This window comes from Pseudomonas sp. G34 (assembly GCF_031119625.1).
GTDB lineage: Bacteria > Pseudomonadota > Gammaproteobacteria > Pseudomonadales > Pseudomonadaceae > Aquipseudomonas.
This window is the reverse complement of record NZ_JAVHZV010000023.1, coordinates 288,927-304,309: the sequence shown is the minus strand read 5'-3', so window position 1 is coordinate 304,309 and position 15,383 is coordinate 288,927. Positions and strand designations below refer to the sequence as shown.

At 62.0% G+C, this 15,383-nt stretch carries 14 protein-coding genes and 1 tRNA gene; 1 reads left to right on the top strand and 14 read right to left on the bottom strand.

Features of this window, described 5'->3' with window-relative positions; translation table 11 throughout:
* Positions 1 to 22: 22 nt before the first annotated feature.
* The 9 genes from nusA to rlmE form a co-directional block, all read right to left on the bottom strand.
* Positions 23 to 1,504: a transcription termination factor NusA gene (gene nusA / locus QYS36_RS15900; protein WP_073261975.1), complete on the bottom strand. Its 1,482-nt coding sequence runs from the start codon at positions 1,502 to 1,504 to the stop codon at positions 23 to 25.
* 66 nt (positions 1,505 to 1,570) lie between these two features.
* Positions 1,571 to 2,029 (bottom strand): ribosome maturation factor RimP, encoded by a 459-nt coding sequence (gene rimP / locus QYS36_RS15895; RefSeq protein ID WP_111461467.1) that lies wholly within the window; start codon positions 2,027 to 2,029, stop codon positions 1,571 to 1,573.
* Positions 2,030 to 2,330: 301 nt separating this feature from the next.
* Positions 2,331 to 2,416: transfer RNA gene (locus QYS36_RS15890), tRNA-Leu, on the bottom strand.
* Between the two features lie 10 nt (positions 2,417 to 2,426).
* Positions 2,427 to 2,813: a preprotein translocase subunit SecG gene (secG, locus tag QYS36_RS15885; protein WP_111460805.1), complete on the bottom strand. Its 387-nt coding sequence runs from the start codon at positions 2,811 to 2,813 to the stop codon at positions 2,427 to 2,429.
* Between the two features lie 4 nt (positions 2,814 to 2,817).
* Positions 2,818 to 3,573, bottom strand: a complete 756-nt coding sequence (gene tpiA / locus QYS36_RS15880) for a triose-phosphate isomerase (RefSeq protein ID WP_308840391.1) — start codon at positions 3,571 to 3,573, stop codon at positions 2,818 to 2,820.
* A gap of 65 nt (positions 3,574 to 3,638) precedes the next feature.
* The gene (gene glmM / locus QYS36_RS15875; protein WP_308840390.1) at positions 3,639 to 4,976 is read right to left on the bottom strand and encodes a phosphoglucosamine mutase; all 1,338 of its coding nucleotides are present in this window, start codon (positions 4,974 to 4,976) and stop codon (positions 3,639 to 3,641) included.
* A gap of 21 nt (positions 4,977 to 4,997) precedes the next feature.
* Positions 4,998 to 5,849, bottom strand: a complete 852-nt coding sequence (gene folP / locus QYS36_RS15870; RefSeq protein WP_308840389.1) for a dihydropteroate synthase — start codon at positions 5,847 to 5,849, stop codon at positions 4,998 to 5,000.
* A 9-nt stretch (positions 5,850 to 5,858) separates the two neighbouring features.
* Positions 5,859 to 7,775 carry an ATP-dependent zinc metalloprotease FtsH gene (ftsH, locus tag QYS36_RS15865; protein ID WP_177430812.1) on the bottom strand — a complete coding sequence of 639 codons (1,917 nt, stop codon included), beginning with the start codon at positions 7,773 to 7,775 and terminating at the stop codon, positions 5,859 to 5,861.
* 186 nt (positions 7,776 to 7,961) lie between these two features.
* Entirely contained in the window at positions 7,962 to 8,594 is a 633-nt protein-coding gene (gene rlmE, locus QYS36_RS15860) for a 23S rRNA (uridine(2552)-2'-O)-methyltransferase RlmE (RefSeq protein WP_308840388.1), read from the bottom strand.
* 97 nt (positions 8,595 to 8,691) lie between these two features.
* Between rlmE and yhbY the strand changes: the two genes are divergently transcribed.
* On the top strand, positions 8,692 to 9,003 hold the full coding sequence (gene yhbY, locus QYS36_RS15855; protein WP_308840387.1) for a ribosome assembly RNA-binding protein YhbY: 312 nt from the start codon (positions 8,692 to 8,694) through the stop codon (positions 9,001 to 9,003).
* A 9-nt stretch (positions 9,004 to 9,012) separates the two neighbouring features.
* Here the strand turns inward: yhbY and QYS36_RS15850 are convergent, their stop codons facing one another.
* The 5 genes from QYS36_RS15850 to dapB all read right to left on the bottom strand — a co-directional run bounded on the left by QYS36_RS15850 (position 9,013) and on the right by dapB (position 15,371).
* Positions 9,013 to 9,441, bottom strand: a complete 429-nt coding sequence (locus QYS36_RS15850; RefSeq protein ID WP_308840386.1) for a DUF4149 domain-containing protein — start codon at positions 9,439 to 9,441, stop codon at positions 9,013 to 9,015.
* A gap of 4 nt (positions 9,442 to 9,445) precedes the next feature.
* Positions 9,446 to 9,922 (bottom strand): transcription elongation factor GreA, encoded by a 477-nt coding sequence (greA, locus tag QYS36_RS15845; protein ID WP_111460813.1) that lies wholly within the window; start codon positions 9,920 to 9,922, stop codon positions 9,446 to 9,448.
* The gene (carB, locus tag QYS36_RS15840) at positions 9,919 to 13,140 is read right to left on the bottom strand and encodes a carbamoyl-phosphate synthase large subunit (RefSeq protein WP_308840385.1); all 3,222 of its coding nucleotides are present in this window, start codon (positions 13,138 to 13,140) and stop codon (positions 9,919 to 9,921) included. Before carB ends, greA begins: the two co-directional genes overlap by 4 nt.
* A 34-nt stretch (positions 13,141 to 13,174) precedes the next feature.
* On the bottom strand, positions 13,175 to 14,311 hold the full coding sequence (gene carA / locus QYS36_RS15835; protein ID WP_308840384.1) for a glutamine-hydrolyzing carbamoyl-phosphate synthase small subunit: 1,137 nt from the start codon (positions 14,309 to 14,311) through the stop codon (positions 13,175 to 13,177).
* 259 nt (positions 14,312 to 14,570) lie between these two features.
* Positions 14,571 to 15,371: a 4-hydroxy-tetrahydrodipicolinate reductase gene (gene dapB, locus QYS36_RS15830; protein ID WP_308840383.1), complete on the bottom strand. Its 801-nt coding sequence runs from the start codon at positions 15,369 to 15,371 to the stop codon at positions 14,571 to 14,573.
* Between the last annotated feature and the right edge of the window lie 12 nt (positions 15,372 to 15,383).

The following is a 15,383-nucleotide window of genomic DNA, read 5'->3' as shown; positions in this document are numbered from 1 at the left end:
TTCTCTCCTCAGGCCGTAAAACTTACTCGAACCAATGGGCTCGGGCGGCCATGATCAGCTTGCCGGCACGCTCTTGGTCGATGCCGTCGATGTCGAGCAGGTCGTCAATAGACTGCTCGGCCAGGTCTTCGCGGGTAACCACACCGCGCACTGCCAGTTCCTGCGCCAGGCCTTTGTCCATACCCTCGACTTCGAGGAGGTCTTCGGCCGGCTGGGCGTCTGCCAGCTTTTCTTCTGTGGCGATGGCTTTGGTCAGCAAACGATCCTTCGCTCGCGAGCGCAGTTCATTGACGATTTCTTCATCGAAACCATCGATGCTGAGCATCTCTTCCATCGGCACGTAAGCGATTTCTTCCAGGCTGGTAAAGCCTTCTTCGACCAGCACCTGCGCCAGCTCTTCGTCGACTTCCAACTCGTCGATGAAGCCCTGCAGGATGTCGCCGGTCTCAGCTTGCTGCTTGGCCTGGATGTCCGCTTCGGTCATCACGTTCAGCGTCCAGCCAGTCAGCTGGCTAGCCAGGCGAACGTTCTGACCGCCACGGCCAATCGCTTGCGCCAGGTTGTCTTCGCCTACGGCGATGTCCATGGCGTGAGCATCTTCATCGACGATGATCGCCGCGACTTCAGCCGGCGACATGGCGTTGATGACGAACTGCGCCGGGTTGTCGTCCCATAGCACGATGTCCACACGTTCGCCGACCAGTTCGCCGGAGACCGCTTGCACACGCGAGCCGCGCATACCGATGCAGGCACCCTGCGGGTCGATACGCTTGTCCTTGGAACGCACGGCAATCTTGGCGCGCGAACCTGGATCGCGGGAAGCAGCCTTGACCTCGATGAGGCCTTCGGCAATTTCCGGCACTTCGATGCGGAACAGTTCGATCAGCATTTCCGGCGCGGTACGCGACAGGATCAGCTGCGGGCCGCGGTTCTCGGTGCGGATTTCCTTGAGCAGTGCACGCAAGCGCACACCCACACGGAAAGTCTCACGCGGGATAATGTCTTCGCGAGCCAGCAACGCTTCAGCGTTGGCACCCAGATCGACGATCACATTGTCACGGGTAACCTTTTTCACGGTGCCGGCGATGATCTCGCCCAGACGCTCGCGGTAGGCTTCAACCACCTGGGCACGCTCGGCCTCGCGCACCTTCTGCACGATGACCTGCTTGGCGGTCTGCGCGGCGATACGGCCGAACTCGATGGACTCGACCTTTTCTTCGAGCACATCACCGACCTTGGCGTTCGCCTCGACGGCACGCGGCATGTCGGTCGTTACCTGGTGAGCCGGGTCATCGAAGTCTTCCTCTTCGACCACGGTCCAGCAACGGAAAGTCTCATAGCTGCCGGTCTGGCGATTGATCGCCACGCGCAGCTCGACTTCGTCTTCAAAACGTTTCTTGGTCGCCGTGGCCAGAGCCAGTTCGAGCGCCTCGAAAATAACAGCGGCCGGCACACCCTTTTCATTGGATACCGACTCAACAACCAGCAGTACTTCTTTGCTCATCGTACGCCTCGCCTTTCGCAATCCATTGGGATCCACGCATTCCGCGAATCCCGCGGGATCCGTGTCTCAATCAAACCGGGGGATAATATTGGCCTTGTCGATCAGATCGATCGGCAAAAGGAACTCGTGGTCATCCACCTGCACCACCACGTCTTCCTCCTCCACACCGCGGAGCAGACCCTGGAAGTTGCGGCGCCCTTCGAACGGCGAGCGCAACTTGATTTTTACCTGCTCGCCGGCGTGACTGGCGAACTGCGTCAATGTGAACAGCGGCCGATCCATGCCAGGCGACGACACCTCGAGGGTGTACTCGGCGGCGATGGGGTCCTCAACATCGAGAACACCACTGATCTGGCGGCTGACCTTTTCGCAATCATCGATAAGGATGCCATCGGCATGATCGATGTAGATACGCAGCAAGGAATGCCGACCCTGAGACAGGAACTCGATACCCCAGCACTCGTAACCAAGCGCCTCGACGACCGGGGCCACCAAGGCCTGCAACTGTTCTAGCTTGCTCGACACCTGAACCCCTCGCGCATGCTGTGCAAATGAAAAATGGGCGAAACGCCCATCCATAAAACCGTCCGTGCGACGGCAAAACTGTCTTCCAGCTAGCAAAAAGCCCCTTGAAAGGGGCTCTATTGCTAACCGATCGCGAGAACTGGAGCTAACCGACAACCTTCGGGGCACAAGCCCGACGAGCTACCGGACTACCCAATCCCGCTGCAAAACTGGGAGCGGATTATACGACCTAACCCTCTAACGGGTCAACCAAACCCCCAGAAACAGAAAAGCCCGCATGCAGCGAGCTCTTCTGTTCAATTGGTACCGAGAAGGGGACTCGAACCCCTACAGCCTATGGCCACTACCACCTCAAGGTAGCGTGTCTACCAATTCCACCACCTCGGCAATTTGACACTTACTTCTCTTCGGGAGCCTGAGGTACATCTTGCTCGCTCGAAGTTGGCGCCTGCTGTTGCTCAAGCACCGGCACATCCTCTGCAGGCTTGTTACCCTGCGGCACTTCCATCACTGCCGGATCAGGCAAACCAGCCTGGCCCAGTGTATCAGACTTTTGATTAGCAAAATACGCTAACCCCAAGCTGGTAATGAAAAAACTGGCCGCGAGTATAGCAGTAACTCGGCTCAGAAAGGTAGTGCTTCCTTGACTACCGAAAACGGTATTCGAAGCACCCGCGCCGAACGAAGCACCTGCATCGGCACCTTTACCCTGCTGCAGCAGAACCAGCACAACCACACCGATCGCAGCCAGCAGATGAAGAACTACAACGCCTGTTTCCAGCATATTCTTAGTTTCCTGCAGCGCGACAGATCGCGCCGAACTCATCCGCATTCAGAGAGGCTCCACCCACAAGCCCCCCATCGATATCAGGCATACCGAAAAGCTCGGCTGCATTGGCGGCCTTGACGCTGCCGCCATAAAGAATTCTCAAACCACTTGCCACTTGCGGGTCTTTCGCAGCGACCTGCGCACGAATCGCCGCATGCACATCCTGCGCTTGCTGAGGCGTCGCCGTCAGCCCGGTACCAATGGCCCAGACCGGCTCATACGCCACCACCGCACGCGAAAGCACTGCAACCCCCAGCGCCTCGATCACGCTGTCGAGCTGAGCGGCAACCACCTTGAGGGTTTCGCCCGCTTCGCGCTGCTCCAGGGTCTCCCCGACGCACAGCACCGGCACCAGCCCCTTGAGCTGAGCCGCCGCGAACTTGCGCACCACCTGCTCGTCGCTGTCACCCAGAATCAGGCGACGCTCGGAGTGACCGACCAGCACCAGCTGGCAACCGGCATCGCGCAATTGCTCGCTCGACACCTCTCCGGTCAATGCACCCTGCTCAGCCTCGACCGCACAGTCCTGCGCACCTACCGACAGCGCAACACCCTTGAGCCCCTCGACAACTTGACCGAGGTGAACACTGACAGGAAACACCGCAACCTCGACATCAGCAGGCAGTGCCTGCCGATTCAGACCATCGATCAGCTCTGCGACACTGGCGCGGGTACCGTGCATTTTCCAGTTACCAGCAACCATTGAGCGACGCATGCTTTACCTCGTTGGTCAAAGAGGGCGCAGATGTTACCCAACCGCTTGTGGACTGGCAAGCCGAATCAAGCACAGACACGCGAGACAACTTCAGCCAATTCATCGGCATAGGCTCGAACCTGAATTTCGTCCTCGCCTTCGACCATTACCCGCACCAGCGGCTCGGTACCGGACTTGCGCAACAGCACGCGGCCACGGCCGGCCATGCGCTCGGTGACGCTGTCGCTGGCAGCCTGCACGTCCGCATGCTTGAGCGGGTCGATACCGCCGCCGAAGCGCACGTTGACCAGCACCTGCGGGCACTTGCGCAGCCCCTGGCGCGCCTGCGCCAGGCTCTGGTCGCGGCGACGAATGGCCAGCAGCACCTGCAGCGCGGCGACGATGGCATCGCCGGTCGTCACATGCTGGAAGCACACCAGGTGCCCGGAGTTTTCCCCGCCCAGCTGCCAGCCACGCTCGAGCAGCTCGGCGATCACATAACGGTCGCCGACATTGGCGCGCACGAACGGAATGTCCAGCTCCTTGAGAGCGAGTTCGAGCCCCAGGTTGCTCATCAGGGTGCCCACCACGCCGCCCTGCAGCTTGCCACGGGCCTGCAGATCCCTGGCAATGATGAACAGCAGCTCGTCGCCGTCCACCACCGCACCGGTGTGATCGACCATCAACACCCGATCGGCATCGCCATCGAAGGCAATCCCCAGGTCGGCGTGGCGCGCCGCCACCTCGGCCTGCAGGTTCTCGATATGGGTCGAGCCACAATCGGCATTGATGTTCAGCCCGTTGGGCTGGGCCGACAGCACCGTCACCTCGGCGCCCAGCTCCTGGAATACCGCGGGGGCCACCTTGTAGGCCGCACCATGAGCGCAATCGAGCACGATCTTCAGGCCCGAGAAGTCGGTACTGGTCGGCACGCTGCTCTTGCAGAATTCGATATAGCGGCCGGCCGCGTCATTGATCCGCGACACCTTGCCAAGCTGCTCGGACTCGACCACGGTCATCGGTGAGTCGAGCAGTTCTTCGATCATCAACTCGACTTCGTCGGGCAATTTGGTGCCCTGCCCCGAGAAGAACTTGATGCCGTTGTCATGGTGCGGATTGTGCGAGGCACTGATGACGATGCCCGCCTCGGCATGGAAGGTACGCGTCAGGTAGGCGATGGCCGGGGTCGGCATCGGGCCGAGCAGCATGACGTCAGCACCGGCAGCGGAAAGACCGGCTTCCAGTGCCGACTCGAACATATAGCCGGAAATGCGCGTGTCCTTGCCGATCAGAATGCGGCATTTGCCCTGCTTGCGGAAGGCCATGCCCGCGGCCCAACCGAGCTTGAGCATGAAGTCGGGGGTGATCGGGTAATGACCAACGCGCCCACGAATACCGTCGGTGCCAAAATACTTGCGACTCAAAACGACAACTCCTTTGTTTATTTACTGCGCCGCCTCGACCGCGGCGACCATGCGCACCACGTCGACGGTTTCCGCCACATCGTGCACGCGCAGGATATGCGCCCCCTTGGCAACCGCCAGGGCCGCCAGGGCCAGGCTGCCATACAGGCGATCACCCACTTCGCGCCCCAGCACGGCGCCAATCATACTCTTGCGCGAGACACCGACTAGCAGCGGCAGACCGAAAGCCTGCAACGCCGGCATGCGCCGAAACAGGCTGAGGTTGTGCTCCAGGGTCTTGGCGAAGCCGAACCCCGGGTCGAGCACGATGCGCTGCGCCGGTATGCCAGCCGCCTCGCAGACGGCCAGCCGCTCGCGCAGAAAGTCGGCCACGGCCTCCAGCACATCATCGTATTGCGGGCTCCGCTGCATGGTCGTGGGCTCGCCACGCATGTGCATCAGGCACACCGGCAAACCGCTCTCTGCCGCCGCCTGTAGCGCGCCGTCACGCTGCAGCGAGCGCACGTCGTTGATCAGCCCGGCGCCCAGCCTGGCCGACTCGCGCATCACCTCGGGCGTGGAGGTATCCACCGAGATGATCACATCCAGCTCGGCCGCGACCGCCTCCACCATCGGTGCAACGCGCTCCAGCTCCTGCTCGACAGAAACCGGCGATGCACCCGGCCGGGTGGACTCGCCGCCGATATCGATCAATGTCGCGCCGGCGCGCACCATACCCTCGGCATGGCGCAGCGCCGCATCGCGCAGGGCGAAACGTCCACCGTCGGAAAAGGAGTCGGGGGTTACGTTGAGGATACCCATCACGTGCGGATGGCTTAAATCAAGAAACCGGCTGCCACAGGGCAGCCGGTTGTTTGTTTGCACTAGAGACATGTGACGGTTTTATACCTCGGCAGCAGGCCCGCCGATCGGTTTCTCGGGGCGATCCGCTTCGTCAGGCTTGGCGGACGGCGTGCCGGCATCGTTGCCACCGCCGGTCCAGTCCTTCGGCTCACGCGCCGGGCGGCCGCTCATGATGTCGTTGATCTGATCGAGATCGATGGTCTCGAACTTCATCAAGGCTTCAGCCATGGCATCGAGCTTGTCGCGGTTGTCGGTCAGAATCTGCTTGGCGGTGTTGTAGCAGCCATCGATGATCGCCCGAACTTCGGAGTCGATCAGCTTGGCCGTCTCGCCGGAAACGCTGGCACCAGAAGAACCGCCACCGCCGCGCAGGAACGGCTGGTCATCATCTTCTGCGTACAGCAGCGGGCCGAGCTTCTCGGACAGGCCCCACTTGGTGACCATGTTACGGGCGATCTGGCTGGCTCGCATGATGTCGTTGGAGGCACCGGTGGTGACGCCATCGAAGCCCAGGGTCATTTCCTCGGCGATACGGCCGCCGTACAGTGAGCAGATCTGGCTGGTCAACGCGCGCTTGCTGAGGCTGTAGCGATCCTCCTCGGGCAGGAACATGGTCACCCCCAGGGCGCGACCGCGCGGGATGATGGTGACCTTGTACACCGGGTCGTGCTCGGGAACCAGGCGACCGACGATGGCGTGACCGGCCTCGTGATAGGCGGTGTTGAGCTTTTCCTTGTCGGACATGACCATGGTCTTGCGCTCGGCGCCCATCATGATCTTGTCCTTGGCCAGCTCGAACTCCTTCATTTCCACCAGGCGCTTACCGGCACGGGCGGCGAACAGCGACGCTTCGTTGACCAGGTTGGCCAGGTCGGCACCGGAGAAGCCAGGCGTACCACGGGCAATCACCGACGCCTTGACGTCCTCGCCCATTGGAATCTTGCGCATGTGCACGTTGAGGATCTGCTCACGACCGCGGATGTCCGGCAGGCCGACCACCACCTGGCGGTCGAAACGGCCAGGGCGCAGCAGCGCCTGGTCGAGCACGTCCGGGCGGTTGGTGGCAGCGATGACGATGATGCCATCGTTCATTTCGAAGCCATCCATCTCGACCAGCAACTGGTTGAGGGTCTGCTCACGCTCGTCGTGACCGCCGCCCATGCCGGCGCCACGGTGGCGACCGACGGCGTCGATCTCGTCGATGAAGATGATGCACGGTGCGTGCTTCTTGGCCTGCTCGAACATGTCGCGCACGCGGGAGGCACCGACACCGACGAACATCTCGACGAAGTCGGAACCGGAAATGGTGAAGAACGGCACCTTGGCCTCGCCGGCAACGGCCTTGGCGAGCAGGGTCTTGCCGGTACCCGGCGAGCCGACCATCAGCACGCCGCGAGGAATGCGGCCGCCGAGACGCTGGAACTTGCCCGGGTCACGCAGGAACTCGACCAGCTCGCTGACTTCTTCTTTCGCTTCGTCGCAACCGGCAACGTCGGCAAAGGTAGTCTTGACCTGATCTTCGGAGAGCAATCGCGCCTTGGACTTGCCGAAACTCATCGGCCCACCCTTGCCACCGGCACCGCCCTGCATCTGGCGCATGAAGAACATGAACACCGCGATGATCACCAGGATCGGGAAGCTGGCGACCAGCAGCTGGGTCCAGATGCTCTGCTGCTCGGGCTGCTTGCCAACGATCTCGACATTGTTGTCCATCAGATCCTTGATCAGGCCGTTGTCCTGGATCGCCGGGCGCACGGTCTCGAACGACGTGCCGTCGGAGCGCAGGCCGCTGATGGTGTAGCCATCGACGGTGACGCGTTTGACCCCGCCACTCTGAACCTGCTGGATGAACTCCGAGTAGTTGAGCTTGTTGGTCTCGCTCGGGCTGGAGAAGTTGTTCATCACCGTAACCAGGACGGCAGCGATGATCAGCCACAGGATCAGATTCTTTGCCATGTCGTTCAATTAGCTACCCTCTGAAGCAGGCCCCGTGCAGGACGTGCCTCGCATGACGACCAGTTATAAACCGATCTAACTTACTACAAACGCCCGCTCGTGGCTGACACCGTCTGTAACCCTTTATGAGACATCTGCCCATTACGATGCGCGTCTTGGCTTGGACTGACAACCACGCCAATGGTTTTACTCGAGCCGCTGCCCCTTGAAGCCGCGGGCCAGCAAATACTGCTCACGGGAGCGACCGCGCGACGACAAGGGCTTGCGCATCTGCACCTTTTCGAACAGACCGCGCACCTGCTTGTGGTACTCGTCGAAGCCTTCGCCCTGGAAAATCTTGATCAGGAAGTCGCCACCCGGGCGCAATACCCGGGTCGCCAGATCCAGCGCCAGCTCGCACAGGTACATGGCGCGCGGCTGATCCGACTCCCTGACTCCACTCATATTGGGGGCCATATCGGAAATCACAAGGTCGACCGGCTGATTGTCGATGGCCTCGAGAATCCGCGCGAACACGGCATCCTCGGTGAAGTCGCCCTGGATGAAGGTCACGTCCGGGATGCTGTCCATCTCCAGGATGTCGGAGGCGATCAGCCGCCCTTTGTCACCGATCACCCGGCTGGTGACCTGCGACCAGCCACCCGGGGCGGCGCCGAGGTCGACCACGGTCATGCCGGGGCGCAGGATGCGATCCTTCTCCTGCACCTCCAAAAGCTTGTAACTGGCACGTGAACGGTAGCCGTCCTTTTGCGCCATTTTGACGTACGGATCGTCGAAATGCTCTTTCAGCCAACGCTGGCTGGTCTTGGAACGGGCCACACAACACCTCGAGAGAACAGAATGAATAACTGGGCGGGCCTCGGGCGGCTCGGTTAAAATAGCCCGCTTTCCCAGATTAATACGCAGGGTTCAGATTATGCCGCTCACTCAAGAGCAGAAGAAACAGTTCAAATCTATCGGCCACCACCTGAAACCGGTATTGATCGTCGCCGACAACGGTGTTACCGAGGGCGTATTGGCCGAGCTCGAGCGCGCCCTGAACGACCATGAACTGATCAAGATCCAGGTACGCATCACCGAACGTGACGACCGCCTGGCGGTTATCGATGAGCTGTGCAAGGCCAGCAAGGCCGAACTGGCGCAGATCATCGGCAAGATGGCGCTGCTGTATCGCAAGAACCCCAAAGCCAACCGCAACCTGTCCAACATCAGCCGCCATCAGGGCTGATTCAGGTGCTCAGCCGACCTGCGGGTCGGCTGCCAGGGGCCTGCGCGGCACCGGCTGCAATACCAGCAACACGCCGAAAAACGCCAGCAACAGGTAGCTGAACAGCTGCCAGCGCGGCGCCTGCGGCCAGACCAGCAGCGAAGCCAGAAACGCCGCCGACAAGGCCAGCACGGCGAGCAGCAACTGCCCGCTGCGCTCGCGCCACAGCGCCGAAACGCCGCGCTGCCTGAGCAGCAGCAGAAGCTGCAGCAGCGCTGCCCCCAGTGCAACGCCAACCATCTGCGGCACCAGCGTGCGTGCCACTTCCTCGATCAGCAGGGGCGCCAGGCCGACCTTGGCCAGGCCCGGCAGCAGCAGAAAATGCAATGCCCAGATGCCGCCGACCCAAAAGGTTTGCAGCAGCACCCAGGCACTGGCTGCGCGGTCGCGCGCAGCCACTCGATCAGACGTGGCGAACTTCGACAATCTCGTACTCGACCAGTCCGCTGGGCGTCTTCACGCCAACCACGTCACCTTCGCTCTTGCCCACCAAGGCACGGGCGATGGGCGAACCCACGGAAAGCTTGCCCTGCTTGATGTCGGCTTCGTCTTCGCCAACGATCTGGTAGGTCACGCTTTCGTCGGTCTCGACGTTGGCGATCTCCACGGTGGTGCCGAAGATCACCTTGCCGGTGGGCTCGATGGTGGTGACGTCGATGATCACCGCATTCTGCAGGCGACCTTCGATGTCACGCACGCGCGCCTCGACCATGCCCTGCTCCTCGCGGGCGGCATGGTATTCGGCGTTTTCCTTGAGGTCACCCAGCTCACGGGCCTCGGCAATCGCCTGGCTGAGGGCCGGGCGACGCACCTTGGTCAGGTGCGCCAGCTCTTCTTCCAGGGCGCGAGCGCCCTGGACGGTCATGGGGTATTTGTTCATGCCTGGATTCCTGCATGCAGATCCTGCAGACGACGCACGGTCTTCTCCGGACCAAACTTGAGCGCCTCACAGACCGCCTGCCCCGCCGCGATGGTGGTGGTGCAGTAGATCTTGTGCTGCAGAGCGTTACGACGGATGGAGTAGGAGTCAGCGATGGACTGACGGCCTTCGGTGGTGTTGATGATCAGGGTGACTTCGTCATTCTTGATCATGTCGACCACGTGCGGACGGCCCTCGGTCACCTTGTTCACCCGGCGAACCGGCAAGCCGGCGGCCTCGATCACCCTGGCGGTACCGGCAGTGGCGACCACTTCGAAGCCCAGGGCGACCAGGTCACGAGCGACCTGAATGGCTTCCGGCTTGTCGTCTTCGCGCACGCTGATGAAGGCAACGCCTGCGTTCGGCAGGATCTCGCTGGCCCCCATCTGCGCCTTGGCGAAGGCTTCGCCGAAGCTGTCGCCGACGCCCATCACTTCACCGGTGGACTTCATCTCCGGGCCGAGAATCGGGTCGACACCCGGGAATTTGTTGAACGGGAACACCGCTTCCTTGACGCTGAAGAACGGCGGGATGATTTCCTTGGTGAAGCCCAGCTCGGTCAGGGTCTTGCCGGCCATCACACGGGCTGCGACCTTGGCCAGCGACTCGCCGATGCACTTGGACACGAACGGCACGGTACGCGAGGCACGCGGGTTGACCTCGATGACGTAGATGTCCTCGCCCTGCACGGCCATCTGCACGTTCATCAGGCCGACCACACCCAGCTCCAGGGCCATCTTCTTGACCTGGTCACGGATCTCGTCCTGGATGTGCGCCGGCAGCGAGTACGGCGGCAGCGAACAGGCGGAGTCACCGGAGTGCACGCCGGCCTGTTCGATGTGCTGCATGATCGCGCCGATCACCACGACTTCGCCGTCGCTCACCGCATCCACGTCCACTTCGATGGCGCAGTTGAGGAAACGGTCGAGCAGCACCGGGCTGTCGTTGGAGACCTTCACCGCTTCGCGCATGTAGCGCTTGAGCTCTTCTTCCTGGTAGACGATTTCCATCGCCCGGCCGCCCAGCACGTAGGACGGACGCACCACCATCGGGTAACCGATGTTCTTGGACAGGGTCAGCGCTTCTTCTTCGCTGCGCGCGGTGGCGTTGGCCGGCTGACGCAGGCCGAGGCGCTGCACCATCTGCTGGAAGCGCTCGCGGTCTTCGGCGCGATCGATGGCATCCGGGCTGGTACCGATGATCGGCACGCCGGCCTCTTCCAGAGCGCGGCACAGCTTCAGCGGGGTCTGGCCGCCGTACTGGACGATTACGCCCTTGGGCTGCTCGACGCGGACGATTTCCAGCACGTCTTCCAGGGTCACTGGCTCGAAGTACAGGCGATCGGAGGTGTCGTAGTCGGTGGAGACGGTTTCCGGGTTGCAGTTGACCATGATGGTCTCGTAACCGTCTTCACGCATGGCCAGCGCGGCGTGCACGCAGCAGTAGTCGAACTCGATACCCTGGCCGATGCGGTTCGGGCCGCCACCGAGAATCATGATCTTGTCGCGGCTGCTCGGGTTGGCTTCGCACTCTTCCTCGTAGGTCGAGTACATGTACGCGGTGTCGGTGGCGAACTCGGCGGCGCAGGTGTCGACGCGCTTGTAGACCGGCAGCACCTTCAGCTTGTGGCGATGGCTGCGCAGGTTCTTCTCGGTGACCCCCAGCAGCGTGGCCAGGCGAGCATCGGAGAAGCCCTTGCGCTTGAGGCTGAACATCAGGTCGCGATCGATGCTGGCCAGGCCCAGGGTCTGGACGCGCTGCTCGTCCTTGATCAGATCTTCGATCTGCACCAGGAACCACTCATCGATGTTGGTCAGGGCGAACACTTCCTCGACCGTCTTGCCGGCACGGAAGGCGTCGCCCACGTACCAGATACGATCGGCGCCGGGCACGATCAGCTCGCGCTTGAGGGTGCTTTCCACTTCAGGATCGGCCGGGTCCAGTTTCGGATCGAAACCCGCCACGCCGACTTCCAGACCGCGCAGGGCTTTCTGCAGGGATTCCTGGAAGGTACGACCGATGGCCATGACCTCACCGACGGACTTCATCTGGGTGGTCAGGCGGGCGTCGGCGTTGGGGAATTTCTCGAAGGCGAAACGCGGGATCTTGGTTACCACGTAGTCGATCGCCGGCTCGAAGGAGGCTGGCGTGCGACCACCAGTGATGTCGTTGCTCAGCTCGTCGAGGGTGTAACCAACGGCCAGCTTGGCGGCGATCTTGGCGATCGGGAAGCCGGTGGCCTTGGAGGCCAGCGCCGAGGAACGCGATACCCGCGGGTTCATCTCGATGACCACCATACGGCCGGTGTTCGGGCAGATGCCGAACTGCACGTTGGAGCCGCCGGTTTCCACGCCGATCTCGCGCAGCACCGCCAGGGAGGCGTTGCGCAGGATCTGGTATTCCTTGTCGGTCAGGGTCTGGGCTGGTGCCACGGTGATCGAGTCACCGGTGTGCACGCCCATCGGGTCGAAGTTCTCGATGGCGCAGACGATGATGCAGTTGTCCTTCTTGTCGCGGACCACCTCCATCTCGTATTCCTTCCAGCCGATCAGCGACTCGTCGATCAGCAGCTCGTTGGTCGGCGACAGGTCCAGACCCCGGGTGCAGATCTCTTCGAACTCTTCACGGTTGTAGGCGATGCCGCCACCGGTGCCGCCCATGGTGAAGCTCGGCCGGATGATGCACGGGAAGCCGACCTTCTCGAGCACGCCGTAGGCTTCTTCCATGCTGTGGGCGATACCCGATACCGGGCAGGCCAGGCCGATGTCCTTCATGGCCTTGTCGAAGCGCGAGCGGTCTTCGGCCTTGTCGATGGTGTCGGCGTTGGCACCGATCATCTCGACGCCGAACTTTTCCAGCACGCCGTGGCGCTCCAGATCCAGGGCACAGTTCAGTGCGGTCTGGCCACCCATGGTCGGCAGCAGGGCATCCGGGCGCTCCTTCTCGATGATCTTGGCCACGGTGGCCCACTTGATCGGCTCGATGTAGGTGGCGTCGGCCATGGCCGGGTCGGTCATGATGGTCGCCGGGTTGGAGTTCACCAGGATGACGCGGAAACCTTCCTCGCGCAGGGCCTTGCAGGCCTGGGCGCCGGAATAGTCGAACTCGCACGCCTGGCCGATGACGATGGGGCCGGCGCCGAGGATCAGGATACTTTTGATGTCTGTACGTTTTGGCATGTTCTCTCTCGAATCCTTAGGTCAGTCGGCAGGCTTAGCGGCGCTTGGCCATGGCTTCGATGAAGCGGTCGAACAGCGGAGCGACATCGTTGGGGCCCGGGCTGGCTTCGGGGTGACCCTGGAAGCTGAAGGCGTCCTTGTCGGTACGCTCGATGCCCTGCAGGGTGCCGTCGAACAGCGACTTGTGGATCGGCCGCAGATTGCCTGGCAGGCTGTTCTCGTCCACGGCAAAACCGTGGTTCTGGCTGGTGATCATCACCACACCGGTGTCGAGATCCTGCACCGGGTGGTTGGCACCGTGGTGGCCATGGCCCATTTTCAGGGTCTTGGCGCCGGAGGCCAGGGCCAGCAGCTGGTGGCCGAGGCAGATGCCGAATACCGGAATGTCGGTTTCCAGAACATCCTTGATCGCGGCGATGGCGTAGTCGCACGGCTCGGGGTCGCCAGGGCCGTTGGACAGGAACACGCCGTCCGGGTTGAGCGCCAGTACTTCGCTGGCCGGGGTTTGTGCCGGCACCACGGTCAGGCGGCAGCCACGCGCGACCAGCATGCGCAGGATGTTCAGCTTGACACCGTAGTCGTAGGCAACCACGTGATAAGGCAGCTCGCTGGCGGCGATTTCCGGGTGGCTGTCGTCCTTCAGGTTCCACACGCTGGAGCGCCACTCGTAGCGCTCGGTGCAGCTGACTTCCTTGGCCAGATCCATGCCTTTCAGGCCTGGGAAGCCGCGTGCCAGCTCGAGGGCTTTTTCCTCGGTGGCGTCGGCACCGACCAGGATGCAGCCGTTCTGCGAGCCTTTCTCGCGCAGGATGCGGGTCAGGCGGCGGGTATCGATGCCGGCGATGGCGACGGTGCCGTTTTCCTTGAGGTAATCAGGCAGCGACTGCTTGTTACGCCAGTTGCTGGCGATCAGCGGCAGATCACGAATGATCAGGCCCGCAGCCCAGACGCGATCCGACTCGGCATCTTGCGGCGTGGTGCCGGTATTGCCGATATGTGGATAGGTCAGGGTAACGATCTGCTGGGCATAAGACGGATCGGTAAGAATTTCCTGATAGCCGGTCATGGCAGTGTTGAACACCACCTCCCCGACAGTTTGGCCGTCGGCCCCGATGGCCTCGCCGCGAAAAATGCTGCCGTCAGCAAGGGCGAGTATGGCTGGCTTACTCAAGAAGACCTCCCGTAGATCGTGGAGCAAACGCAGATTGTAAAAAAGCGGGATGACGTGTGAAGGTCATCCCGCTTTTTTGATTGATTCATTCTGCGCAACTTTTAGTGGACACACTAAAGCGGAAAGCTTACAGGAAAAGTGCTTTTTTCGAAAGGCATGCAGGTGCAAAAACCTGAAATCAGCTCCACGGCGGCCAGACAGCACATCCATGCCTCCCCGCCACAACTGCCGAGGGCGCCATTGGCGCCCTCGGCTGCAGTCACTTCAGGCCCAGCACGTCCTGCATGTCGTAGAGCTGCGGCGAACGCCCCTGCAGCCAGGAGGCAGCACGCACCGCGCCCTTGGCGAAGGTCATGCGGCTGGACGCCTTGTGGGTGATTTCCACGCGCTCGCCATCGGCGGCGAACAGCACGGTGTGGTCGCCCACCACGTCACCGGCACGCACGGTGGCGAAACCAATGGTTTCGCGCGCACGGGCGCCGGTCTGGCCTTCGCGACCATAGACCGCGACCTTGTCGAGATCACGCCCCAACGCATTGGCCACCACCTCGCCCATGCGCAGCGCGGTACCCGATGGCGCGTCGACCTTGTGGCGGTGATGGGCCTCGAGCACCTCGATATCCACATCGTCTCCCAATACCCGGGCAGCGGTATCGAGCAGCTTCAGGCAGAGGTTCACACCAACGCTGAAGTTGGCGGCGAAGACGATGGGGATCTCCCTGCCGGCATCGGCCAGCAACTGCTTTTCCGCGGCGCTGAAACCGGTAGTACCGATGACCATGGCCTTGCCTGCGCGGCGGCAGATTTCCAGGTTTTCGAGGGTCACCGAGGGGTGGGTGAAATCGATCAGCACATCGAAGCCGTCGAGCACGCTTTCCAGGCTGCCGGACAATGCCACGCCCAGCTTGCCGACAGCCGCCAGTTCACCGGCGTCGGCGCCAAGCAGGGTGCTGGTCGGCCGCGCCACGGCGGCGCCGAGCACCACGCCATCGGCCTGGTGAACCGCCTCGATCAGGTTCTTGCCCATACGCCCGGCGGCGCCCGTGACTGCAATACGCATATGCCTAACTCC